Origin of the sequence: Mycolicibacterium neoaurum ATCC 25795, from assembly GCF_000691525.1 — a bacterium.
Classification (GTDB): Bacteria; Actinomycetota; Actinomycetes; order Mycobacteriales; family Mycobacteriaceae; genus Mycobacterium; species Mycobacterium neoaurum.
Genome location: NZ_JMDW01000016.1, coordinates 154,495 through 177,871 on the forward strand (window position 1 = coordinate 154,495; position 23,377 = coordinate 177,871).

Here is a 23,377-nt window from a genome sequence, read left to right on the forward strand (position 1 = left end):
TCAGCTGCGGTGTTCGAGGCCGACACGTTCGATGACATCGGCCGCCACTCGCAGTCCGTCACGCTCGCGGATCTTCTCTCCGATCTGCGAAACCCGTTCGCGTAGATTGTGATCGGCCAGGATTCGGTCCAGGGCGTCGACCAGGTCGCCGTCGGCGAAGTGATAGGTGTCCAGTCGCACCCCGAGGTTCAGCTCGTCCACACGCTGAGCGTTCTCGTACTGATCCCAGAACAAGGGCAGGACGATCAGCGGTTTGCCGAAATGCAGTGACTCGGTGGTGGTGTTGTTCCCGCCGTGCGATATCACCGCGTCGACCAGCGGGATGATCCTGGTCTGCGGCAACATCTGCTCGCCGACCATGTTGTCGGCCAGCCGAATTTGGTCGGCTTGCGGGCCCTTGCTGACGATGAAGCGATGCGGCGTACCGCCCAGCACATCGACCAGTCGTTGCATCAGGGCGACGTCGGCGGCGCCCAGCGAGCCGAGCGACAGATAGACCAGCGCGCTGCCCTCCGGGCGCTGTGCCATGCTCGGCGGAAGTTCATAGGCCTCGTCGGTCTCTCGAATGCTGGAGTCGACGCGCGTCCAGGAGTCGTCGAGCGCGCGACGATCGACATAATCGGCCTCGGCGGGATAGATGTAGATGGTGGCAGCATTATCGCGAGGCATGAACTCCAGCTCGGGGAGCGGCGCGGCACCCTGGGCGCGGACCCAGGCATCGAAATCCGCCCACATCGGGCGCAGGACACGGTCGAATTCGGCGCGATAGCTCTCCCATTGCGACGGGTCGTCACTGGGAAGTCCGGAAAACGGCGGCGGCACATCGGGTCCCGGCACCTCCAATGGACTACAGGAGATGAATCGGACGAAGGGCTTGCCGGCGGTGGCCAACGCGGGGAACAGGATGACATTGTCTTCGACGATCACGTCGGGCTGATGGGTGGCGATGATCTCTCGCAGCCGCGCCTCGCTGTATTTCGCGCCGTCGATCAGCGCCTGGAACGTCGGGGCGATGAACGATTCGATCTGCTCGATGGTCGGCTTGGCGAACGCGGGTGCGGTCTCGGCGATGAAGTCGGTCCAGAACTGTCCGGCGTCGGCGTCGGCATCGTCGGGACTCGGCTCGGCGAGATCGACCAACTCTTCGACGAATCCGTACTTTTCGATCTTCCCTGCCCACGATGACTCGGCGGCGAAGATGATGCGGTGGCCGCGCTCCCGCAACTTCGCTGCGACACCGATGCACTGGTTGGTGGGCCCGTAGGCGGACTCCGGCCAGAACATGATGGTCAGGGGTGTGCTCATCGTTTCTTCCTTTCGCCATGTTCTGTGCGGGGCAGGGGATGGCCGGTCGTCACCCGTGCGTAGTCGAGGATGAGCTCGGTTGAGGCGTCGGCATCCAGGCTGGGATGGCGTGCCACCATCCGATAGCCGTAGGCGTCCTCGAGGGCGACGATGTTGCGCGCGATGGTCAGGGACGGGGAGGCCAGGGTGAAGGCGCCTTGTGCCGCACCGGATTCGAGGATGACCTGATACATGGCGACCTGGCGATCGAACAACGCCGTGAGCAACACGCCGTAGGTGGGGTAACGACCGGCCGCGCCACCGAGCTCGCACAAGAGTTTGACCGCCGGGTCGTCTGAATCCACCGGGAGACCGGATTCGATGGTGACGACCAATCGACGGTCTGGTTCGGCAATACCCTCGATAGCCCGGAGCCGGTCGTCGTAGAAGCGCTCCATCCCGGCGCGGTTGGCCTCGACGAGCAGGGTCTGTACGTCGGGAAAGTGATAGAGGACCGCGCCGGAGGTCAATCCGGCCTCGGCGGCCACCTGGTTGAGCTGCACATCGGCACCGTGTTTCATCACGGCGCGCTGCGCCGCGTTGAGCAGCTTCGCGCGTCGTTCTGTACGGCTTACCGGCACGCCCATTTCCCCTCAGTCGCTGTCGACATCACTGTGCCAGATAACCGCCAGCGGTGGGATACAAATTTGAACAGTTACTCAGTTCTTACATACCCAGCGCCACCTACGTGCGATGTTATGAATAGATCGCATTGAAGTTCAGTGCAAGTATGTTCCCGATCGTTCATCAGAGATACCGGAGTGCACCATGAGACCCGCCGACGAGTTGCGCGATGCCGTGCCGCGGCCCGTCTGGTGGGATGACGTGGATACGGGCCCACGCAGCGAACCGCTGATCGGTCGGCAGCGTGCCGACCTGGTGATCATCGGTGGCGGATACACCGGGCTCTGGGCGGCCATCGAAGCGCTCACCGAGCATCCCGACCGCCGTGTTGTCCTGCTCGAACAGGATTGGATCGGGGCGGGTGCCTCCGGCCGTAACGGTGGTTTCATCTCCGAATCCCTGACCCATGGCATCGCCCACGGTGAGGCGATGTGGCCCGACGAACTCGACGAGCTGCAACGCCTCGGCCGCCAGAACGTCGAACAGATCGCGGAGCTGCTCCAGCACCACGATGTCGACGCTGATCTGCGCATGGTGGGCAAGACGACGCTGGCCAGGACCGTCCGCGACGCGGAGACACTTCGTGCAGCCGTGCCGACGTACACCCGGCGCGGTGAAGACGTGTGCTTCCTCGACCGCGACGAGGTGCGCGCCGACGTCCACTCACCGGTCTTCGTCGGGGGGCTGCGGATCTCCGGTGGCGGACTGGTCGACCCGATGGCCTTGACCCAGGGCCTGCGTAGGATCGCGGAAACACTCGGTGCGGCCGTCTTCGAGCGATCCGCAGCGACCGGTATCGAGCGGTCGGGCGCCGGATTGACCGTGCATTGCCCCCGCGGACGTGTCGACACGTCGCAGGTCTTGCTTGCCTCCAATGCGTATCCGCCGCTGTTGCGGCGACTGCGTGCCTGGGTTCTTCCGGTCTACGACTATGTGCTCGCCACGGCGCCACTGACCGCCGAGCAGCTGGAATCGATTGGCTGGAGGCAGAACCAGGGGCTCACCGATGCGGGGAATCAGTTCCACTACTTCCGCCGGACCCGCGACGACCGCATCGTGTGGGGCGGCTACGACGCGATCTATCACTTCGGCAATGCCGTGCACAGCAGACTCGAACAGCGAGATGCCTCGCATCGGCTTCTGGCGCAGCACTTCCGGCAGACATTCCCGCAACTGGGATCGCTTCCGTTCACCCACCGGTGGGGCGGAGTGATCGACACGACGACCCGATTCACCCCGATCTTCGGGACTGCATACGCCGGCAGACTTGCCTACGCCGTCGGCTTCACCGGCCTGGGCGTGGCCTCCACGCGATTCGGCGCCCGGGTCGCGCTGGATCTGTTGGCAGACCGGGTGAGCGAACGGACCAGACTGAAGGCGGTCACCGGCACCGCGGTGCCCTTTCCGCCCGAGCCACTGCGCTGGACTGCCGTGCAGCTCACCCGCGCAGCGCTGGCACGCGAGGACGAAACCGGCACGCGGGGAATGCTTCTGCGCACCCTCGACCGGTTCGGCGTCGGCTTCAACAGCTGAGGAGACAGCGATGACAACAGGGCTTTTCCATCGAGGACGCAGGGCGGCCGGATCCGGGCACCGACGCGTGCTCATCGATCCCGCCAGCGGTAAGTCCACCGCTACCGTCACCGAAGCCACCGTGGACGAAGCGGGCGCCGCGGTGACGGCGGCCGCCGAGGCATTCGGTGACTGGTCGCAACGCACCGCCGGTGAACGTGCCCGCGTGCTGTTGAAGTGGGCTGATCTGATAGACGCCCATGCCGACGAGCTGACCGCGATCGAGGTGGCCGAGACGGGCAAGCCGGTGGCGGTCTTCCGGGATGGTGAACTGCCATTCGGGACGGACAATCTGCGTTTTTTCGCCGGCGCGGGCCGATCGCTGGAGGAGACGGGAGCCGGCGTGCTCAGTGCCGGGTACACCTCGATGATCGTGCGCCGACCTGTCGGTCCGGTGGTGGGCATCGCCCCGTGGAACTTTCCGATGATTATGGCGCTGTGGAAGATCGGCCCTGCGCTGGCCGCAGGAAACACCATTGTGGTCAAACCCGCACCGACGACCCCGACGAGCGCGCTCTATATCGCCGAACTCGCCGTCGCGGCCGGTATGCCGCCCGGCGTACTGGAGGTGGTGACCGGTGGTGAGGACATCGGACAGGCGTTGGTGTCCGATGAACGGGTCCACCTGATCTCGATCACGGGATCCACACGTGCCGGTCGGCAGGTGATGTCGGCCGCCGCCGTTCGTGGTGCGCGCGTTCATCTTGAGCTCGGCGGTAAGGCCCCCTGTCTGGTTTTCGAGGATGCGGATCTGGACATGGCCGCGCACGGTATCGCCATGGGAGCCACGTACAACTCCGGCCAGGATTGCACCGCCGCCACTCGCGTCTACGCACATCGCTCGGTGTTCGATGACCTGATGAACCGCCTTGAGGACGTCTTCGGAAGGATCCGCGTCGGCGACCCACACGATCCGCGCACCGACATCGGACCATTGATCAGCCTCGAACATCGGTCCAGAGTCCACGATTTCGTGGAACGCGCTGTTGCTGCGGGCGCCTCGGTCCGGGTTGGTGGCGTCATGCCGGGGGGAGGCGGCGCCTACTATCCACCCACATTGATCACGGGGGCGCAGCAGTCTGCCGAGATCGTGCAGCATGAGGTGTTCGGTCCGGTGCTCGTCGGGCTGCCATTCGTCGATGAGGCGGACGCGGTTCGGTTGGCCAACGACTGTCGGTACGGTCTGGCGTCGTCGGTATGGACGACCGATGTTGCGCGGGCTTTGCGTGTCGCACATTCCATCGATGCCGGTGTCACGTGGGTCAATGATCACCTCCCGATCGCTTCGGAGGCGCCACACGGCGGTGTGAAGGCCAGCGGTTTCGGCAAGGACATGAGCCAGGCGGCGGTCAACGAGTACACGGTGGCCAGGCACATCATGGTCAAACACGCGCCTCGTGCTGCGCACGACTCGTTCCGACCGTCGTGAAAAGCGCTGTGCTGCAGTACTGATATCGGTAGATGACAGCTCCGGGGCGTCCTAGTAGACGGGCCGGAGCGTCGTCGTGTGTGTCAAGAAGATCCCAGAATCGTTGATAACAAATATTTTTCGTCTATCAGATGCGGTGACCGCCGTGTGGGTCTAGCGTGTGAACCGCACCAAAGATCCGTGAGAACAACTCCGGAACAAGGTGATACCCGAAGATGGCCGTCTCTGGGCCGCACCTGCTCGATACACCCGGCGCGACTGTCGGGCAATCGTTCGTGAGAACACTGGAGGATCGCATGGCGACCAGGAATGATCCCGCTGCACTGCATTCGGTGGATGAAGTGCTGCCGCGGAAGATGCGATGGTTCGACGGTTTCGCGATGGCGATGACGATGCCCGCGGCACTCGTGGCCACCTTGGGCGCGTCGATAGCCGGCTTGGGCGGTTGGGGTGCGGCGGTGTTGTGGGCGGTATCGATGGCGATTTCGATGGCAGTGAACTGGATCTACATCGAATTGGCGGCGATGTTCCCCGATGCGTCCGGTGGTATCTCGGGATATGCCGCCGAAGCATGGAAGAAACGGGTGCCGTGGTTCGCCCCGTTGGCGGGTGTGGGTTACTGGTTGCCCTGGGGGTCGAACCTTGCCACCTACGGCTCGTTCACCGGTCTGCTCGTGCAATCACAGTGGTTCCCGGACCAACAGTGGTCGATGGACTTCGGACCGCTGCACCTGAGCTTCCCGATCGTCATCGGGCTGGTCGTCATCTTCGCCCTGTACGGGATCAACATCATCGGAGTACGGGTCACGATGGCCTTCGTCTACGTGACAGCGGCCATCCTGATGGTTCCACTGGCGGTATTCGTCATACTCCCGCTGTTCAGTGCCGACTGGGCACCGATGGACCTCACCTGGAATCTGCACGGGTGGGCCGGTCTACACACCGCGATCGTATGGCTGTACGTGATGGCATGGACGACACTGGGCATCGAGGTGTGCGCCACGTTCGCTTCCGAGTACCGAGATCCCGTCCGGGACACCGCCCGCGCGATTCGCGCCTCCGCGCTGTTCTGCCTCGGGGTGTTCTTTCTGGTTCCTCTGACCCTCGGTGGATTCGCAGGAGAGCAGGCTATCGCTGAAGACCCCTCGACATTCTTCGTCGCCAGCTTCTCGCAATTGACCGGTGCCGGTGCGGACGTGATGGTGTTGTGCCTCATCGCATCCCTGGTGCTGGTGATGTTGACCTCGGTCGCCGACGCCTCACGGGTGCTGTTCAACATGGGCAAGGAGGGCATCACGGTTCGGGCGATGGGCAAGCTCAACAGTCGCGGTGTACCGGTGCGAGCGCTGAATGTGATGCTGGTGCTCAATATCGTTCTGCTCGTGGTGCTTCAGCAACCCTTGGCCATCATCGTGACCGGCAACCTGGGCTACATCCTGGCGCACGTGCTGGCGCTGGCGGGCTTCGCGCTGCTCCGCAAGGACCGTCCAGAGGCGGCCAGGCCCATTCGTCTACCGCGCATCTTCGTGCCGCTGTCGGTCGGACTGTCCGCGCTGCTCTCCGTGCTGCTGGTGGTGGGCGCCACGGGATTCTCCATCACCGGATACGGTGGCGTGCTGGAGTTGGGTATCGCAGTGTCGATTCTGGCCGGCGGCGTCGTGCTCTGGTGGTTCGTGCAGCGTCAAGCTCGGGTGTCCGCCGACGCCGATCACGGCAGCGCGTAATCCATCGGCGGACCGTTGAGGTTCGTGGCCTCACGATGGACGACTGTGGTGGCGATCTTCTCGTCGCCGCGGGCAACTCCCACGATCGACACCTCATCGTTCACCGCGAACGCCGCGGCGGTCTGACCGACCTGACTTCCGTGGGCGGTGATCCCGTGGGTTTGATCATCGACGCGGAAGGTACGTGCCACTCCGTCGGAGCCCATGGCCGTCAGCGACGTCGGCGATACGGCGATCAGTCGGCCCTCCTGAATCACGGGTTGGACAGCGTGGGCCACCGGGCTGGGAGCCGGTGCGAGCGGCGGCGATTGCTGCGTGCCCATCGCGTGCATCACCAACGCGGTGGCCACCGCAGCGAACGCAACGACGAAGGAGATCGCCAGGCTGATGGCTGTGCTGCGCGGCGTGCGCTGCGCGTGCTTTCCCTGTCGCATGTCTGTTGACCTCCTCCGGTTGACCGCGGGTTACCCGGAGCTGCGTGGCGAGTAAACGCGGCACGGCGGGGTAGTCCTGCGCCATGGCAAAGATCGGGTACTTCCTCTCCAGCGAGCAGTTCACCCCTAAAGAGCTTGTTGACCAGGCAAAACGTGCCGAGGACGCGGGTTTCGAGGCACTCTGGATCTCGGATCATTTTCATCCGTGGAACGACGAACAGGGCCAGAGTTCGTTCGTCTGGGGTGTCATCGGCGCATTGTCGGAGGCCACCTCATTGCCGGTGTCGACCGCAGTGACATGCCCGACCATGCGGATCCATCCCGCGATCATCGCCCAGGCGGCGGCCACCGCCGCGGTACAACTCGACGGCAAGTTCGTGCTCGGTGTCGGCAGCGGCGAGGCTCTCAACGAACACATCCTCGGTGACCCGTGGCCTTCGGTCGGTGTGCGGTTGGAGATGCTTGAAGAATCCCTCGAGGTGATCCGCTTGCTCCTCGGCGGTGACGAGGTCAGCCACCACGGCGTGCACTACGAAGTGCAGGAGGCGCGCATCTACACCCGTCCGGAACAACCGCTGCCGATCTACGTGTCCGGATTCGGTCCGCAGGCCGCCGAATTGGCAGGCCGCATCGGTGACGGCTACGTACTGGTGACACCCGAAGCGGACCTGGTCAAGATCTTTCGCGAATCAGGGGGTGGTGACAAGCCGGTACAGGCGGGCACCAAAGTGTGCTGGGATCGAAACGCCGATATGGCGGTCGACACCGCGCACCGGATCTGGGGAAACCAGGGGCTGCCCGGTCAGACGGCGCAGATCCTCCCGCGACCAAAGGATTTCGCTGCGCTGCAACAGCTGGTGCCCAAATCCGAGATCGCCGATTCGGTGGCCTGTGGGCCGAATCCGGATCAGCACGCCGCGCAGGTCCGTCAATACCTCGATGCGGACATCGACGAGGTCTACGTCTCACAGATCGGTCCGGATATGGACGGTTTCTTCGCGGCCTGGCAGCGCGATGTTCTACCCCAGCTGCGGTGAGGGGGCATCGGCTATCAGGCGGGCAGAGCCTGATCGCCGATGCCGATGGTGATGCGCGGCGACGCCGCCGGATCGAGCCACTGCAGCAGGGCCCGCATATCGGCGCGAGCCACGGCGATACAGCCCCAGGTGGGCTCGCCGTCGGTCACATGCAGAAAGATGCCGGCCGACCGGCCCGGGATCCGGGCGGGATTGTGGTCGATCAGCACGGCGTAGTCATACATCGCGCCCGAAGAGCCCAGGTTCTCCGCGTCCTTGGACGGCATGGTCGGTGAGCGCACAAGGGTGTTGTAGGTGGGGGAGTCGACGTCCTCATCCCACCAGTCCTGGTCGTCCACGCGGGTGTACGGCAGTGCGGTGCCCGGATCTGGTTCGCGCCCGAACGCCATCCCGAGCGGGAAGGTGCCCAGCGGAGTGCGGAAGACGTCATCCTGAGGCTCACCCACGCCCAGTTCCCCGAGATCGGCCGGTATCGGTCCGATCACCTGCTGCCAGTCGCGGCCGACCATCTCATAGGCGGTGAGCGTCCCGACCGGCGAGTCCGCACTCGGTGCTTGCACCGTGATCAGCTGGGACTGTGTCGGCTGGGCCGACGCGGTCGGGGCGGCCACCACTCCCAGCAGCACGAGCGCGGCGCAGGATGCCAGTCGTCGCAGTTCCTTGCCCATACCGTGATGTCCTCTCCTGGATCCTTCGCGCCATTGTGCGTGTCCGGCCGGATAGCTTTGCACCCATGCCGACATCCGGGACGACACCGAGCGCCGACGCAACGCGGGCAGCCGACGCCTGGTTTCTGCATCGGGGCCTCCCATCGGCGGTGCCGGCGCGGGCTCGGTGGCGGGGTGTCCTGCCGCGGTCGGCCCCCGCGTTGACCGCGTGGGCCGTGCTGATGCTCCTGAGTCTGGTCGTGACCATCGCCTCGGGTGACCAGGATATCGACATCGATGACGACCCGACGATGTCGCAGTGGACGGCTTTGGGCGTGCTCGTCTTCATCCCGATCGCGATGGCGCTGGCCGGATATGGTGCCGGCCGGATCAACAGCACCGGCGGTCGGTGGCTCGCCTCGGCCGGCGCGGTGGTGGTCGGTGTCTGCTCGGATTGGCCAGGTGACGATGTGGCCGGTGTACTGCGGGATATCGCGGTCGACCTGTCGGTGGTTGCGGGCATTCTGATTGTCACCGGGACCGGTGTGGGATCGATCCTGGGCTGGTCGGCCCGCGTGGCGGTGGGCCAGCTCCGTTCGGCGGGACGACTCGTCGTCCGAGCGTTGCCGGTGGTGCTGCTCACGGTGCTCGTGTTCTTCAACTCGGTCGTCTGGGCCATCGCTTCGAATCTGGGTGCGCCGCGGATGGCACTGCTCGTGGGTTTCCTGGCATTGATCGCGATGGGGTTCCTCGTCTCGGGCATCAGCGACCACCTGCGCGCGGCGGACGGTTCGACCGGGCACGAAGGGTTGGCCGATACGCCGTTTGCGACGATGCCACAGGTTGCGGAAAGCGGCCCGCTGAGTCGGGGCGAGCGCGCCAATCTCCTTCTGGTGGCCACCATCTCACAGGTGACGCAGATGGTGATCCTCGCTGCGATCACCGGTGCGGTGTTCTTCGCCATGGGCTTGATCGTGTTGAATCCCGTGGTGTCGGAGAAGCTGACAGGCGGTGCCGGCACGCAGAGCGTCTGGTTCGATGTGACGTTACCGGTGTCGGTTGCGCACCTGCACGTCACGGCATTGTTGACGGCTCTCACGTTCATGTATGTCAGCGCACGGGCGGTCGGTGACAGTGAGTATCGCCGGGATTTCCTCGACCCGCTGCTGGCGGATATGGAGCTGGCGGTCGCTGCCCGACACCGTTACCGGGCCGTCTCGGGCTGACGATCCGCACCGAATTCGACGCTCCACAGCAAGGGCCGGATAATCAATTTCCCGACCGATGCCTGCGCGCCTACCCTGGAAGGCCGCACCGCATCGCGCGTGCGCGGTAATCCAGGGAGATCGAATTGAGTACCGGGCCCATCGTGCGTACCGAAACGCTGCCGAAAGCCCCGCCGAGCGCGGCGGTCATCATCGCGTTGCTGGTGTTCTCCGCCTTCGTCATGATCCTCAACGAGACGATCATGAGCGTCGCGTTGCCGGTGCTGATCGTCGACTTGGACATCGCGGCTCGTACCGCCCAATGGTTGACAAGCGGTTTCCTGTTGACCATGGCGGTCGTCATCCCCATGTCCGGCTCACTGCTGCAACGCTTCTCGGTACGTACCATCTTCACCTCTGCGATGTCGCTGTTCAGTGGCGGCACCTTGATCGCTGCCATGGCTCCGGGATTTCCGGCTCTGTTGGCCGGTCGTATCGTCCAGGCCTGCGGCACCGCCGTGATGGTGCCGCTGTTGATGACGACGGTCATGAAACTGATCCCCGCCGAGCGGCGTGGGCAGACCATGGGCACCATCTCGATCGTGATCGCGGTCGCCCCCGCGATCGGGCCGACACTGTCGGGCATCATCCTCGGATCGCTCAACTGGCGGTGGACGTTCTGGATCGTGTTGCCCATCGCCCTGCTCGCATTCGCTGCAGGTCTGGCGTGGTTGCGCGTCGCCGACGATCGGGAACAGCACACCCCGATCGACGCAGTGTCGGTGCCGCTGTCGGCGATTGCGTTCGCCGGCTTGGTCTTCGGACTCTCCGAACTCGGCGGCCACGGTGGGCAGGGCGTGCCGGCATGGATCCCATTGGTGGTGGGAACGGTCGCCATGCTCGCCTTCGGTGCGCGTCAGCTGCAGTTGCAACGCGTGCAGCGCGCATTCCTGGATCTGACGCCTTTCACGTACCGACGGTTCGCAATATCGGTGGGTTTGGTGGTCATCGGTTTCATGGGCCTCTTCGGCGCCATCATCATGATCCCGCTGTACGTCCAGGATGTGCTGGGACGCAGTGCTCTGGTGGCGGGGCTGACGAGCCTGCCCGGCGGTCTGTTGATGGGGATGGCTGGACCACTGGTCGGGCGGGTGTACGACCGTCACGGAGCGCGCAGGCTGGTGGTGCCGGGCTCGATCATGTTGTTCCTGGCACTGTGCGGCTTCGCGCTGATGTCGGCCGCCACACCCCTCTGGGAACTCGTTGTGCTGCAGACGATCATGATGGTCGGCCTGGCAATGATGTTCACACCGCTGATGACGGACGCGCTCGGCGTGCTACCGGATCGGCTCTATTCGCACGGCAGCGCCATCATGACCACGCTGCAGCAAGTGGCGGGCGCCGCCGGTACCGCCCTGTTCGTGACGGTCATGGCCAAGGCGTCCACCTCGGGTGGCGCCCCGGACATGCCGGGTGTGCACGCCGCGTTCGTGGCGGCGGCCGTCATCGGTGCGGTCGCGGTGGTGGGGGCGTTCTTCACCGCCGCGCAGCCGAGTCAGGCCGGCGGCACCCCGGTGCACTGATATGCGTGCCGCCGCTCAACTCCCGAACCGGGTCATGATGATCTCGGCGACTGTTTCGACGACGGCATGGGTTTGCGGGTCGTCGGCGGCCTCGTATCGGTCATCGTCGGCGAGGTAGCGCGCGCCGGCGATCGACCCGTGGTCGGCGGCCACCTCGATCACCTCTGCGGGCCAGCCGATGACCCGCAACTCCGCCGCGAACTCGATCGACGCCGACGCCGGCACCACGGCATCTGCGTCTCCGGTGAGCAAGGTGAACGGGGTGGGTGTGGTTCCCGCCGGAACTCCGGACTGCACGACTCCGCCGGAGATCGGGTCGTCTGCCCAGAACGCGCCTCCGAGACACACGGTATGGCCCACTGCGATATCGAGTTCCGAAGCACGCAAGGTGAGGCCTGCTGCGGCCACACCGCCCAGCGACCAACCGATCACCGTGAGGTCGCTTCCTGCTGCCTGTTGCGCACCGAACCGTGCCGATGCCAGGAGATCGGAGCGTCCCGCATCGGGGGCATGGGAGTCCCAGTCGGCGGCGATGACGGCGAGGCCGCGCTCGGCGAGAACTTCGGCCAGCGGTCGGACGGCCGACCGGGAATCGGTCTGCGTTCCGTGCCACAGCAACGCGGTGGCCGGGCCCGGGGTGCCGTAGACGTCGGCCGCCCGGCCCGGGGCGTACTCCACGGTGCGCATCGGCCGGCTCACGAATGCGGGGTCGGGCTCTGGGTGGATTCCCATTTCGATTCCAATGCCCGCTGTGCCGGGGTTCCGGCGGCCAGCTCAAGCTGAAACGTCTCACCGTCGTCGGCCTCGAAGGTGACCAGGTAGCCGGCCTTCACCTCTTCCTTGTGCACCACCTTGTGGGCGCCGGCGCGGTCGTCCAGCGAGACGATGTCGCCGGGCGCCACGTCATCGATGATGCCGTCGGTCGGAGTGTCAGCCATGCTGGCGTGGTAGCCCGAAAACGGCCGTACTAAACCCGCGGCAACAACGCCGCCATCCCCGCGATCATCACCTCCAGTTCGAATTCGAACTGGTCCAGTGGTGTCGGTGCCGGACCGTCCAGCGCCGATCGCAGGGCCGGATACTCCTTCGCGGCAGCGGTATCGAGCGCATCCCGGGTTTCGGCGCCATAATCGTGCTGGCCGGCGGATGCCTGCAGCGCGTTCGCGGCGCCGGTCTGGGCGATACCGGCGATCGCGGTCAGCGCCCGTCGCGCATCGACCGCGGCGAAGCCCGCGTCGAGCAGCACGGCGATCACCCGTTCGGCCAGTCCCAGCGCGGCGGCAGCGTCGGCGCCGCGCAGGGAGGTGTGTTCGACGGCGATGCCGATCTGGATCAGCCCCGCGCGGAAGGAGCGTGCATAGCTGCGCATCACCGTCGGCCAGTCGGTATCGGTGGGCAATCGCACGCCGGCCAGCTCGGTGTCGAACCGGTCGGTGACCACCAGTGACAGCAGGCCCTGCCGATCGCCGACGTAGTAGTGCAGCGCCTTGCGGCTGACGCCGAGCGCGTCGGCGACGGTCTGCATGCTCAGGTCCTGCGGCGCGATCTGCCGGGTGGCGGCCACGATCTGCGCGCGACTGATCTTCGCCGGGCGACCGCGGGTCCGATGTGGGACGCCGGCGTTGCTGTGGCCTGCCATGGCTGGCAGCCTAACCACTAATTTTCGCCAGTCGGTAAAAACTGTCCCGGGTGCGGCGGTGGCTCCCTATGCTGAGCGAATGCCAAACACCCCCTATCGGGTCGTCCAGTGGACGACGGGAAATGTCGGTAAGAGCTCGGTGCAGGCGCTGCACGCCAACCCCAATTACGAGCTCGTAGGGCTCTACGCCTGGTCGCCGGACAAGGTCGGTCGGGATGCCGGCGAGCTGGTCGGGATCGACCCGATCGGCGTCGCGGCGACCGACGACGTCGATGCGTTGCTGGCGCTCGAACCCGACTGCGTCGTATACAACCCGATGTGGATCGACATCGATGAACTGGTCCGAATCCTCTCGGCCGGTGTCAATATCGTCGCCTCGGCATCCTTCATCACCGGCCACAACCTCGGCGAGGGCCGGGCGCGTCTGCAGGAAGCCTGCCGCAAGGGTGGATCCACCCTGTTCGGTTCCGGGGTGAGTCCCGGATTCGCCGAGCTGCTGGCGATCGTCGCCGCGGCGGCCTGCGACCGGATCGACAAGATCACCATCTCCGAGACCGCGGACACCACGCTCTATGACTCCCCGGCCACCGAACGACCCGTCGGGTTCGGGGTGGCGATCGACGATCCCGCGTTGCAGCCGATGGCAGCCGAAGGCACCGCCGTTTTCGCCGAGGCGGTGCAGCTGGTCGCCGACGCCATCGGCATCGAACTCGACGAGATCAGGTGTGTGCCCGAGTATGCCGAGACGACCGAGGACCTGCCGATGGCCTCGTGGACCATCCCGGCCGGTCACGTCGCCGGTGTCGCCGCGAGTTGGCAGGGCATCGTCGGGGGCAGGGTCGTCATCGACGTCAACGTCCGGTGGAAGAAAGGTCAGGCGCTCAAGCCCGACTGGCAGATCGACGGGGACGGCTGGAAGATCACCGTCGAGGGCAGGCCGACGGTCAACATGCAGGTCGGGTTCCTGCCGCCGCCGGACATGATCGCCTCGGCCAAGACGCTCGACGACTTCTTCGTGCTCGGCCACATCATGACGGCGATGCCGCCCATCCATGCCATCGCCGCCGTGGTCGAAGCCGACCCGGGCATCGTCACCTATGCCGACCTTCCTCTCACCTTGCCGCGCGGCATCGTGTCGCCCACAGGGGGCTGACCTCCACGCTTGCCGATCAGGCCACCCGCCTCTAAGGTTTCGGCTTACCGAAACCTGGGAATCGATTCGGCGAAATGAGAGGCATCGTGATGCGGCGTTCGTGGGTCCTCCCCGGCGCGGTGGCCATGGCCGCCGCCATGCTGACGGCGGCCTGCACGGCCGGAACGGACTCCCAGTCGACGGGACGTCCCACGGTGCTCACCACCTTCACGGTGCTGGCCGATATTGCGGCCAACGTGGCCGGCGAGCACCTGACCGTCGAGTCGATCACCAAACCCGGCGCGGAGATCCATGGCTATGAACCGACGCCCGGTGACATCAAGAAGGCGGCCAGGGCAGATCTGATCCTGGACAATGGCCTGAATCTGGAGGCCTGGTTCGCCAAGTTCGTCGACGGTATCGACGTCCCGCACGTGGTGGTCAGCGAGGGGGTGGAGCCGGTCGACATCGCCGATGACGCGTACGCCGGAATGCCGAATCCGCATGCGTGGATGTCACCGCTGAACGTCCAGAAGTACGCCGACAACATGGCGGAGGCCTTCGCCACACTCGATCCCGCGCACGCCGAGGACTACCGGGCCAACGCCGCCTCCTACCGTGGTCGACTCCAGCAGGTGCACGACGAGCTGGTCACCGAACTCGAATCACTTCCCGCCGGTGAGCGCGCGCTGGTGACCTGCGAGGGCGCCTTCTCCTATCTGGCCCGCGATGCGGGCCTGACGGAGAAGTACATCTGGGCGGTCAATGCCGAACAACAGGCCACTCCGCAACAGATCGCGTCGGCCATCGACTTCGTCAGGACCAACAACGTGCCCGCCGTGTTCTGCGAGTCGACGGTGTCCGACGCCGCCATGCAGCGGGTCGTCGAGGCCACCGGTACGACCTTCGGCGGCGTGCTCTACGTCGACTCGCTCTCAACGGCCGACGGACCGGTCCCCACCTATCTCGATCTGATCCGGCATGACGCCGACACCATCGCGAATGCGCTGACCGCCAACCGGGTCCCGTGATGATCCCCGCGCTGGAGGTGGACTCGATCACGGTGCGCTACGGCCCCGTCCTGGCCCTCAGGGATGCCACGGTGACCATCGAACCAGGGCGCGTGTGCGGTCTGGTCGGGATGAACGGATCCGGAAAGTCCACGCTGTTCAAAGCCATCATGGGCCTGGTGCGCCCGGACGGCGGCGCGGTGCGGATCTTCGGGCAGGATCCGGCGCGCGCCCGAAAGACGGGCGTGGTCGGGTACATGCCGCAGAGCGAGGCCATCGACTGGGCCTTCCCGTTATCGGTCCACGATGTCGTCATGACCGGTCGGTACGGGCGGATGGGCCCGACCAGACGAGCGCGCGCCGCGGACAAACGGGCCGTCGAACAGGCTTTGGAGCGCGTCGAACTCGGCGAGTACCGCCATCGCCAGATCGGGCAGCTGTCCGGCGGCCAGCGCAAGCGGGCCTTCCTGGCGCGGTGTATCGCTCAGGAGGCCGAATTGCTGTTACTGGACGAACCTTTCGCCGGCGTGGATAACCGCAGCGAAGCGACCATCAGCGCCCTGCTGCGCAGCCTTGCCGACAGTGGTGTCACCATCCTGGTGTCCACACACGACCTCCGGGCACTACCCGATCTCGCCGACGAGGCCGTGCTGCTGATGAACACCGTGCTCCTGCACGATCGTCCCGATGTGGTGTTGCAACCTCAGAATCTAGCGCGCGCCTTCGGGCTCGGCGCGAACGATGCGGATGCCCGATGAGCGTCCTCGATTTCCTCGCCGAGCCGCTGCACCTGGAGTTCATGGTGCGGGCCATCGCGACAACGTTGATCGCCTCGGTCGTCTGCGCCACCCTCTCGTGTTGGCTGGTGTTGATCGGCTGGTCGCTGATGGGCGACGCGGTCTCGCATGCGGTGCTGCCCGGGGTGGTGCTCGCCTACATCGTCGGTGCCCCATTCGCCCTGGGCGCCATCGTTTTCGGGTTCGCTGCGGTGGCACTCATCGGCGTGGTGCGAGATACCAGCCGCACCAAGGAAGATGCCGCCATAGGTGTGGTCTTCACCACGCTGTTCGCGTCGGGATTGGTCCTCATCTCGATCACCCCGAGCCAGATCGACTTGAACCACATCATTTTCGGCAATCTGCTCGGGGTATCCCGATCCGATCTCCTGCAGGTCGCGGTGCTCGGCGCGATCGTACTCGCAGTGCTGGTCATCAAGCGTCGGGATTTCACGCTGTACGCCTTCGACCCGAGCCACGCCCACGCGGTCGGCATCAGCCCCAGGGTGCTCAGTGCGGCTCTGCTGGGGTTGCTCGCGTTGACATCGGTCGTCGCACTGCAGGCGGTCGGCGTCGTGCTGGTGGTGGCGCTGCTGATCACTCCCGGCGCGACCGCATACCTTTTGACAGATCGGTTCGGTCGGATGCTGGTGATCGCCCCGGCGGTCGCGTCCGGTAGTGCGTTGATCGGCCTGTACGCCAGCTACTACCTCGACACCGCTTCCGGGCCCATGGTGGTGCTCGTCAATGGGGTCGCCTTCGCGATGGCCTATCTGTTCGGTCCTCGGCACGGTCTGTTGGCGACGCGATTGCGTTCCACCGCAGGCTGATCCGGGTCACGTAAGCGGGTCTGGCACGCCCAGCGCCAACACCGCGACATCGTCGTCGACCCCCGATCCCAGTTCGGCCAGCAGACCGCGGATGGCGCCGACGATCTCGGCGGGACGGGTCGGTGTGTGCATGGCGGCGAAGCGCAGCAGCGCCTTACCGTCGTCATCGAAGCGTTCGGTTCCCGGCCCGACACGTGCGTCCGGTAGGCCGTCGGTGTACATGACCAGGGTGTCCCCGGGTTCGAGATGCATTCGCACAGAGAGAAAATGCGGATCCTCGATCAATCCGACGGCCTGACCGCCGACGGTGTCGACGTAGTAGGCATGACCGTCTGCGCCGAGCAGCAGCGGCGGCGGGTGCCCGGCACTGGCGAGGTCGACATCGAAGCCCGAGCCGCGGCGCGTCAGGTTGCCGTAGACCACCGTGCACATCCGGTGCGCGGCCACCTCGAGCCGCTGTCGGAGCACGGTGTTGAGGTTGTGCAGGACTTGGTGGGGATCGGCGTCGAACACCGCAGCCGAACGCAGCACGTAGCGGGTCAATCCGGTGATCACGGCGGCGTCGACCCCCTTACCCGAGACATCGCCGAGGAAGAACCCCCAGGTATCGGCGGACAGCGGAAACAGGTCGTAGAAATCACCCCCGACGTCTTCGTCGGCGGCGGCATGGAAGTGGTCTGCAGCGTGCAGCCCTGCGGGCGGCGACAACAGCGGTGGGCGCAACGAGCGGCGAAGGGTGTCGGCAAAGGATCGCGCCCGTTCCCGTTCCTGCTCGGCGCGGCGCCGTTGCTCGAGCAGCTCGCGCTCATATGCCCGTCGGTCGCTGGCGTCCACTGCGGTGACACGCCACAGCCCGGGATGGGTGCCGGAGGCGGGTTTGACGTTGGCGGTGAGGAACATCGGCAGCCGCGATCCATCGGCAGCACGCAGATCGACGGTCACCCCGTCCAGAGCTCCTGTCATCCGCAGCATCGGAACGAAATGTGTCTCGTAGTGAATGCGGCCGCCCACCGTGAGCAGTTCGGCGAAGAACCGATCTCGCAGCGACTCCTGCGGATAGCCCAACCAACCGGCAAAGGTGGCATTCGCCGCGACGATGCGGCCATCCGTCGTCAGCAGCACATGCCCGGATGGCGAATCGTCCCAGAAGTCCGCCGGGTCCGGCTCGGTCATGTCCGGATGGCGAAGTCCGCTATGGCAGCTGCGGTCTCCGTGGGTGCGCTGACGTGCGGGCAGTGGCCGATCGCGTCGAGGGTGACCAGCGTGCTGTTGGGCACGTGGCGGTGCACATACGCGCCCACCTCACGCGGCGCGATGACATCCTGCGAGCACTCGAGCACCAGCGTCGGCACCGGGATCTTTGCCAGATCGGAGCGATTGTCCGAGAGGAAGGTTGCGCGCGCGAACACCCGGGCCCGTTCCGGGTCCGTGCGGCAGAAGGCCGCCTCGAGTTTGTCGTGCAGATCGGGGCGGTCGGGATTGCCCATGATGACCGGCGCCATCGAATGGGACCAGCCCAGGTAGTTGGCATCCATCGATTCCAGGAGCTCGTCGATGTCATCGGGGGAGAAACCGCCCCGATAGTCACCGTCGTCGATATAGCGGGGCGACGGTGTCACCATGACCAGCTTGGCGAACCGATCGGGCCGGTCGATGATTGCCAGCGCCCCGATCATGGCGGCCACCGAATGCCCGACGAAGATCACCTCGGTGAGGTCGAGCTCATCGACGATGTCGAGCACATCGTCGGCATAACCGGACAGCTGCGCGTACCGCGCCGGGTCCCAGGCCGTCGGGTCCGAGGCGCCGGCGCCGACATGGTCGAACAGCACTATCCGGAACTGCGAGCGCAACCCTTCGACGACTGGCCGCCACAGATTCTGGTCACATCCGAACCCATGCGCCAGAAGCAGCACCGGCGCATCGGCACGGCCGAGCTCGGTGATGTTGTTCCGTACGCGCGCGCCCATGATCGCTCAGCATAGGGCGCGCCAGGAATCAGTCGGTCACCTGTTGGAATACCGTCACCGACCGCGCGGCGACCTTACGCGCCGCGCCGGCAGGCACCGCCTCCTCGGTGACATCCGGTGTGGCCGCGGTGTCCACCACCGGCGCCCAGGCCTGCCCGAACTCGGACGGAGGCAGCGTGAACTCCATCGGCTCGTGATGTCCGTTGAAGCAGACCACGAAGGAATCGTCGGTCACTCGCTGGCCACGCACATCCAGATCAGGTATGCCGTTGCCGTTCAGGAAGATCGCGATGGACTTGCCGAAGCCGGTGTCCCAGTCCTCGTCGCTCATCTCCGATCCGTCGGGACGGAACCAGGAGATGTCGGGCAGCGCCTCGGACCCGCGTCGGCGGACCGGACGGCCGTTGAAGAACCTGCGGCGGCGGAACACCGGGTGCTCCGCGCGCAGCTGTGCCAATTTGGCGGTGAAATCCAGCAGTCCCTGATCGGCATCGGCCCAGTTCACCCACGTGATCTCGTTGTCCTGGCAGTACCCGTTGTTGTTGCCGCCCTGGGTGCGGCCGAGTTCGTCGCCATGGCAGATCATCGGCACACCCTGCGACAGCAGCAGGGTGGTCAGGAAGTTGCGTTCCTGCTGGGCGCGCAGCGCCAGGACCTCGGGGTCGTCGGTGGGGCCTTCGACCCCGCAGTTCCAGGATCGGTTGTGACTCTCGCCGTCGTTGTTGTCCTCGCCGTTGGCCTCGTTGTGCTTGTCGTTGTAGGACACCAGATCGCGCAGCGTGAATCCGTCGTGGGCGATCACGAAGTTGATCGAGGCGACCGGTCGGCGGGCGGTGTGCTCGTACAGATCCGCCGAGCCGGTGAGCCGGGATGCGAACTCACCGAGGCTGCCTGCCTCACCGCGCCAGAAATCGCGCACCGTGTCGCGGTATTTACCGTTCCACTCCGTCCACTGCGGGGGGAAGTTGCCCACCTGGTAGCCGCCGGGGCCCACATCCCACGGCTCGGCGATCAGCTTGACCTGGCTGACAGTGGGATCCTGCTGGACCAGCTCGAAGAAGGTCGACAGCTTGTCCACGTCGTAGAACTCACGGGCCAGCGTAGAGGCCAGGTCGAAACGGAACCCGTCGACGTGCATCTCGGTCACCCAGTAACGCAGCGAGTCCATGATCAACTGCAGCGAGTGCGGGTGGCCGACATTGAGGCTGTTGCCGGTGCCGGTGTAGTCCATGTAGTAGCGCTTGTCATCGTCGACGAGCCGGTAGTAGGCACAGTTGTCGATGCCGCGCATCGAAAGGGTGGGGCCGAGGTGGTTGCCCTCGGCGGTGTGGTTGTAGACCACGTCGAGGATCACCTCGATACCGGCCTCGTGCAGGGTGCGCACCATGGCCTTGAACTCCTGGACCTGGCCGCCGGGGGTTGTGCTCGAGGAGTACTTGGCATCGGGGGCGAAGAACCCGATCGTGTTGTAGCCCCAGTAGTTGGACAGCCCCTTGTCGATCAGGGTCGAGTCGTTGGCAAAATGGTGCACCGGCATCAACTCGATGGCCGTCACGCCGAGTGACTGCAGGTGGGCGATGATCGCCGGATGCCCGATCGCGGCATAGGTGCCCCGGATGGCATCGGGGATGTCCGGATGGGTCTGGGTCAGTCCCTTGACGTGGGCCTCGTAGATGAAACTGTCGGCGTATTCGCGCTGCGGCGGGCGGTCCACCCCCCAGTCGAAGTACGGGTTGACGACCACCGACTTGGGCATGCTGGCGGCCGAATCCTCGTCGTTGCGGCTGTCGGGTTCACCGAAGTCGTACCCGAACAGCGACTGGTCCCACTGAAAGGTGCCGTCGATGGCCTTGGCATAGGGGTCGAGCAGCAGCTTGTTCGGATTGCACCGGTGTCCGGCGGCCGGGTCGTGCGGCCCATGTACCCGATAGCCGTAGCGCTGTCCGGGCTCGATGGCGGGCAGAAAGCCGTGCCAGATGAATCCGTCGACCTCGGGCAGCCGGTAGCGCGTCTCGTTACCGTCGGCGTCGAACAGGCAGAGCTCGACCTTCTCGGCGACCTCGCTGAACAGCGCGAAGTTGGTACCGGAGCCGTCGTAGGTGGCCCCGAGCGGATAGGCCTTGCCAGGCCACACCTCCTGTGTCGGTGTGGACGGTGTCGGATCGAGCGTTTCCGGCATGGGGTTCCTTCTCTGTCGAACTCTGTCGGACACATCGCGCCGTTCGGCTTCGCTGACGAACGAGCGCGTGACTCCGGAGCACGGGAGTACCCGTTGACGGCCGTGTCTATTCTGCGAGTTCCATCACGACCGGTACGGACCCCATTCGCGCATCGCCGCGTCGTCACCCAACCCTGCATCATCGGCTCTGGTTGCGCCACCTGCTTCGTGGCGACGGAATCCCGATCATGCCCGAAGGTGCTGTGCAGAAACAGGATTGATGGCGCACGCAGCACGAATATGTCTACTCTGACACAATGCTGACCGAACTGGTCTCCCTCCCGGGTGGCGCCTACCGAATGGGGTCGACCGCCTTCTATCCCGAGGAGGCCCCGGTTCACACCGTGACCGTCGAGCCTTTCCAGATCGAACGACATCCGGTGACCAATGCGCAATTCGCCGAGTTCGTCTCCGCCACCGGGTATCTCACGGTGGCCGAGCGTCCCCTGGAGCCGGCCGATTTCCCGGGTGTTCCGGCGACCGACCTGGTCCCCGGCGCCCTCGTTTTCCGGCCGACGGGCGGTCCGGTGAACCTTTCGGACTGGCGGCAGTGGTGGGTCTGGGAACCCGGCGCGTGCTGGCGGAGACCTTTCGGCGGCGACTCGTCTCATGCCGACCGTCCGGATCACCCCGTGGTACAGGTCGCCTACCCCGACGCTGCCGCATACGCTGCCTGGGCAGGCCGCCGTCTGCCCAGTGAATCACAGTGGGAGTATGCGGCGCGAGCCGGTTCCGACACCACCTATGCATGGGGTGATCAGGTGTGCCCGGACGGGCGATTGATGGCCAATACCTGGCAGGGGCGATTCCCGTATCAAAACGACGGTGCGCTGGGCTGGTCGGGCACCTCGCCGGTGGGCGCGTTCCCGCCGAATGATTTCGGTCTCGTCGACATGATCGGCAACGTATGGGAGTGGACCACGACTCGCTTCAGTCGACACCATCGCATCGACGGTGGCCCCGACAACGGCTGCTGCCCGCCGCCACCATCCGGTGACCCGACTGTCAGCCAGACGCTCAAGGGCGGCTCGCACCTGTGCGCACCGGAGTATTGCCATCGCTATCGACCGGCGGCGCGCTCTGCTCAGTCCCAGGACAGCGCGACCACCCATATCGGCTTTCGTTGTATAGCCTGACCGGTTGCCGTGGCGAAAAGTGTTTCACGACAGCGCCATCCATGCCCCGAGTCCGATCATCACCACCGCGATCACGATATCGAGCACGCGCCAGGTGGCCGGTTTCGCGAACAGGCCGGCCAGCTTGCGCGCCCCCAGTCCCAGACTCGTGAACCACACCGCGCTCGCGACGACGGCACCCGCGCCGAAAAGCCACCGCTGCTCGTGGTGTTCGTTGGCAAGGGATCCCAGCAGCACGACGGTGTCCAGGTAGACGTGCGGGTTGAGCCAGGTCAAGGCCGCGGCGGTGAGCAACACTTCGACGAGTCGGGTCGGGGTCTGTTCGGCCGGCGCCAACCCGCCCGGTCGTAGCGCGCGGCGTGCTGCCAGCAGGCCGTATCCGATGAGGAAGGCCGCCCCGCCGAGTTTGACGACGGTGACCGCGGTGGGGTGAGCGGTGATGAGCGCGCCGACGCCGGCGATGCCCGCGGCGATGAGGATCAGGTCCGACACCGTACACAGTGCGATGACCGGCACGACGTGCTCGCCGCGGATGCCCTGACGCAGCACGAACGCATTCTGCGCGCCGATGACAGCGATGAGCGCCATGGTGGTCAGGAAGCCGATGAACAGCGATGAAGCCATGGTCACGACGCTAAGCTCTTGCTGATATCCAGTACAGCTAATGATTCTTACTTTAGTTAAGAAGTGCTTATGTACGCCGCTGCCCGCGTGCGCTGGAAGGCTTTATGGATTCCCTTGCGTCGGAACGTGGGATGTCCTGACGCTGACACCTTGCACACGAAGGTGCCATGTCTCAGGACATCGGTGACAGTTGTGGTGTCAGCGCTGCGGTGACGGTTGTGCAGGGGCGGAACCCGACCCGGCGCGTGGGCGGACGTTGCCGACGTGGATCTTGAGACATGACCTTGCGGCCAGGGGTTTCCAGGCGTACTATCGAACACAAGTTCGAATGCGCCGCGGTTCCCGATCCTCGGATTGTGATCTCTCAGGACATCGGTGACAGTTCTGTATCAGGACATCGGTGACAGTTGGTGTATCAGGACATCGGTGACGGTTTCCCGGTT

At 65.3% G+C, this 23,377-nt stretch carries 22 protein-coding genes; 11 read left to right on the forward strand and 11 right to left on the reverse strand.

Annotated features, from left to right (window positions below; translation table 11 throughout):
- Positions 1–1,305, reverse strand: a complete 1,305-nt coding sequence (locus IC40_RS0122370; RefSeq protein WP_030136900.1) for a glycosyltransferase — start codon at positions 1,303–1,305, stop codon at positions 1–3.
- Positions 1,302–1,931, reverse strand: coding sequence for a TetR/AcrR family transcriptional regulator (locus IC40_RS0122375; protein ID WP_030136901.1), 630 nt, complete (start codon positions 1,929–1,931; stop codon positions 1,302–1,304). The genes IC40_RS0122370 and IC40_RS0122375 overlap by 4 nt, the downstream gene beginning before the upstream one ends.
- Before the next feature lie 181 nt (positions 1,932–2,112).
- On the opposite strand from IC40_RS0122375, the gene IC40_RS0122380 reads away from it, so the two are divergent.
- The 3 genes from IC40_RS0122380 (at position 2,113) to IC40_RS0122390 (ending at position 6,693) form a co-directional block, all read left to right on the forward strand.
- Complete coding sequence (locus tag IC40_RS0122380) at positions 2,113–3,501, forward strand: NAD(P)/FAD-dependent oxidoreductase (RefSeq protein ID WP_030136902.1); 1,389 nt, start codon at positions 2,113–2,115, stop codon at positions 3,499–3,501.
- Positions 3,502–3,511: 10 nt separating this feature from the next.
- Positions 3,512–4,969, forward strand: a complete 1,458-nt coding sequence (locus tag IC40_RS0122385) for an aminobutyraldehyde dehydrogenase (RefSeq protein ID WP_030136903.1) — start codon at positions 3,512–3,514, stop codon at positions 4,967–4,969.
- A gap of 296 nt (positions 4,970–5,265) precedes the next feature.
- A complete protein-coding gene (locus IC40_RS0122390) occupies positions 5,266–6,693 on the forward strand; it encodes an APC family permease (protein ID WP_042509520.1) in 1,428 nt (475 codons plus the stop codon).
- Here IC40_RS0122390 and IC40_RS26965 read toward each other — a convergent pair.
- Positions 6,678–7,127, reverse strand: coding sequence for a hypothetical protein (locus IC40_RS26965; RefSeq protein WP_051644417.1), 450 nt, complete (start codon positions 7,125–7,127; stop codon positions 6,678–6,680). The genes IC40_RS0122390 and IC40_RS26965 overlap by 16 nt on opposite strands.
- Positions 7,128–7,210: 83 nt before the next feature.
- Here IC40_RS26965 and IC40_RS0122400 point away from each other — a divergent pair, with 83 nt between their 5' ends.
- Positions 7,211–8,164: a TIGR03557 family F420-dependent LLM class oxidoreductase gene (locus tag IC40_RS0122400; RefSeq protein ID WP_030136906.1), complete on the forward strand. Its 954-nt coding sequence runs from the start codon at positions 7,211–7,213 to the stop codon at positions 8,162–8,164.
- A 14-nt stretch (positions 8,165–8,178) separates the two neighbouring features.
- Here the strand turns inward: IC40_RS0122400 and IC40_RS0122405 are convergent, their stop codons facing one another.
- On the reverse strand, positions 8,179–8,832 hold the full coding sequence (locus IC40_RS0122405; protein WP_030136907.1) for a L,D-transpeptidase family protein: 654 nt from the start codon (positions 8,830–8,832) through the stop codon (positions 8,179–8,181).
- Between the two features lie 65 nt (positions 8,833–8,897).
- Between IC40_RS0122405 and IC40_RS0122410 the strand changes: the two genes are divergently transcribed.
- Positions 8,898–10,037 (forward strand): hypothetical protein, encoded by a 1,140-nt coding sequence (locus tag IC40_RS0122410; protein ID WP_030136908.1) that lies wholly within the window; start codon positions 8,898–8,900, stop codon positions 10,035–10,037.
- 143 nt (positions 10,038–10,180) lie between these two features.
- On the forward strand, positions 10,181–11,599 hold the full coding sequence (locus tag IC40_RS0122415; RefSeq protein WP_030136909.1) for a DHA2 family efflux MFS transporter permease subunit: 1,419 nt from the start codon (positions 10,181–10,183) through the stop codon (positions 11,597–11,599).
- Positions 11,600–11,614: 15 nt separating this feature from the next.
- Here IC40_RS0122415 and IC40_RS0122420 read toward each other — a convergent pair whose 3' ends face one another.
- Genes IC40_RS0122420 through IC40_RS0122430 form a run of 3 tightly spaced genes read right to left on the reverse strand, consistent with a single transcriptional unit; the run spans position 11,615 to position 13,238 of the window.
- Entirely contained in the window at positions 11,615–12,286 is a 672-nt protein-coding gene (locus tag IC40_RS0122420) for an alpha/beta hydrolase family protein (RefSeq protein WP_030136910.1), read from the reverse strand.
- Positions 12,287–12,294: 8 nt separating this feature from the next.
- Positions 12,295–12,537: a hypothetical protein gene (locus IC40_RS0122425; protein ID WP_030136911.1), complete on the reverse strand. Its 243-nt coding sequence runs from the start codon at positions 12,535–12,537 to the stop codon at positions 12,295–12,297.
- Positions 12,538–12,566: 29 nt separating this feature from the next.
- The gene (locus tag IC40_RS0122430; protein WP_030136912.1) at positions 12,567–13,238 is read right to left on the reverse strand and encodes a TetR/AcrR family transcriptional regulator C-terminal domain-containing protein; all 672 of its coding nucleotides are present in this window, start codon (positions 13,236–13,238) and stop codon (positions 12,567–12,569) included.
- Positions 13,239–13,317: 79 nt separating this feature from the next.
- Between IC40_RS0122430 and IC40_RS0122435 the strand changes: the two genes are divergently transcribed.
- The 4 genes from IC40_RS0122435 (at position 13,318) to IC40_RS0122450 (ending at position 16,986) form a co-directional block, all read left to right on the forward strand.
- Positions 13,318–14,391, forward strand: a complete 1,074-nt coding sequence (locus IC40_RS0122435; protein ID WP_030136913.1) for an NAD(P)H-dependent amine dehydrogenase family protein — start codon at positions 13,318–13,320, stop codon at positions 14,389–14,391.
- An 89-nt stretch (positions 14,392–14,480) separates the two neighbouring features.
- Positions 14,481–15,401 (forward strand): metal ABC transporter substrate-binding protein, encoded by a 921-nt coding sequence (locus IC40_RS0122440; RefSeq protein WP_191293482.1) that lies wholly within the window; start codon positions 14,481–14,483, stop codon positions 15,399–15,401.
- Positions 15,401–16,138, forward strand: a complete 738-nt coding sequence (locus IC40_RS0122445; RefSeq protein ID WP_030136915.1) for a metal ABC transporter ATP-binding protein — start codon at positions 15,401–15,403, stop codon at positions 16,136–16,138. Before IC40_RS0122440 ends, IC40_RS0122445 begins: the two co-directional genes overlap by 1 nt.
- Positions 16,135–16,986 carry a metal ABC transporter permease gene (locus IC40_RS0122450; RefSeq protein WP_030136916.1) on the forward strand — a complete coding sequence of 284 codons (852 nt, stop codon included), beginning with the start codon at positions 16,135–16,137 and terminating at the stop codon, positions 16,984–16,986. Before IC40_RS0122445 ends, IC40_RS0122450 begins: the two co-directional genes overlap by 4 nt.
- A 6-nt stretch (positions 16,987–16,992) precedes the next feature.
- On the opposite strand, the gene IC40_RS0122455 is transcribed toward IC40_RS0122450, so the two are convergent.
- The 3 genes from IC40_RS0122455 to glgX are packed head-to-tail and all read right to left on the reverse strand — an operon-like array spanning position 16,993 to position 21,135.
- On the reverse strand, positions 16,993–18,159 hold the full coding sequence (locus IC40_RS0122455) for a SpoIIE family protein phosphatase (RefSeq protein ID WP_030136917.1): 1,167 nt from the start codon (positions 18,157–18,159) through the stop codon (positions 16,993–16,995).
- Entirely contained in the window at positions 18,156–18,956 is an 801-nt protein-coding gene (locus IC40_RS0122460) for an alpha/beta fold hydrolase (RefSeq protein WP_030136918.1), read from the reverse strand. The genes IC40_RS0122455 and IC40_RS0122460 overlap by 4 nt, the downstream gene beginning before the upstream one ends.
- A 28-nt stretch (positions 18,957–18,984) precedes the next feature.
- Positions 18,985–21,135, reverse strand: coding sequence for a glycogen debranching protein GlgX (gene glgX, locus IC40_RS0122465; protein WP_030136919.1), 2,151 nt, complete (start codon positions 21,133–21,135; stop codon positions 18,985–18,987).
- 296 nt (positions 21,136–21,431) lie between these two features.
- On the opposite strand from glgX, the gene IC40_RS0122470 reads away from it, so the two are divergent.
- Positions 21,432–22,310, forward strand: coding sequence for a formylglycine-generating enzyme family protein (locus tag IC40_RS0122470; protein ID WP_030136920.1), 879 nt, complete (start codon positions 21,432–21,434; stop codon positions 22,308–22,310).
- A 24-nt stretch (positions 22,311–22,334) separates the two neighbouring features.
- Here the strand turns inward: IC40_RS0122470 and lysE are convergent, their stop codons facing one another.
- Positions 22,335–22,934 (reverse strand): L-lysine exporter, encoded by a 600-nt coding sequence (gene lysE, locus IC40_RS0122475; RefSeq protein WP_030136921.1) that lies wholly within the window; start codon positions 22,932–22,934, stop codon positions 22,335–22,337.
- Between the last annotated feature and the right edge of the window lie 443 nt (positions 22,935–23,377).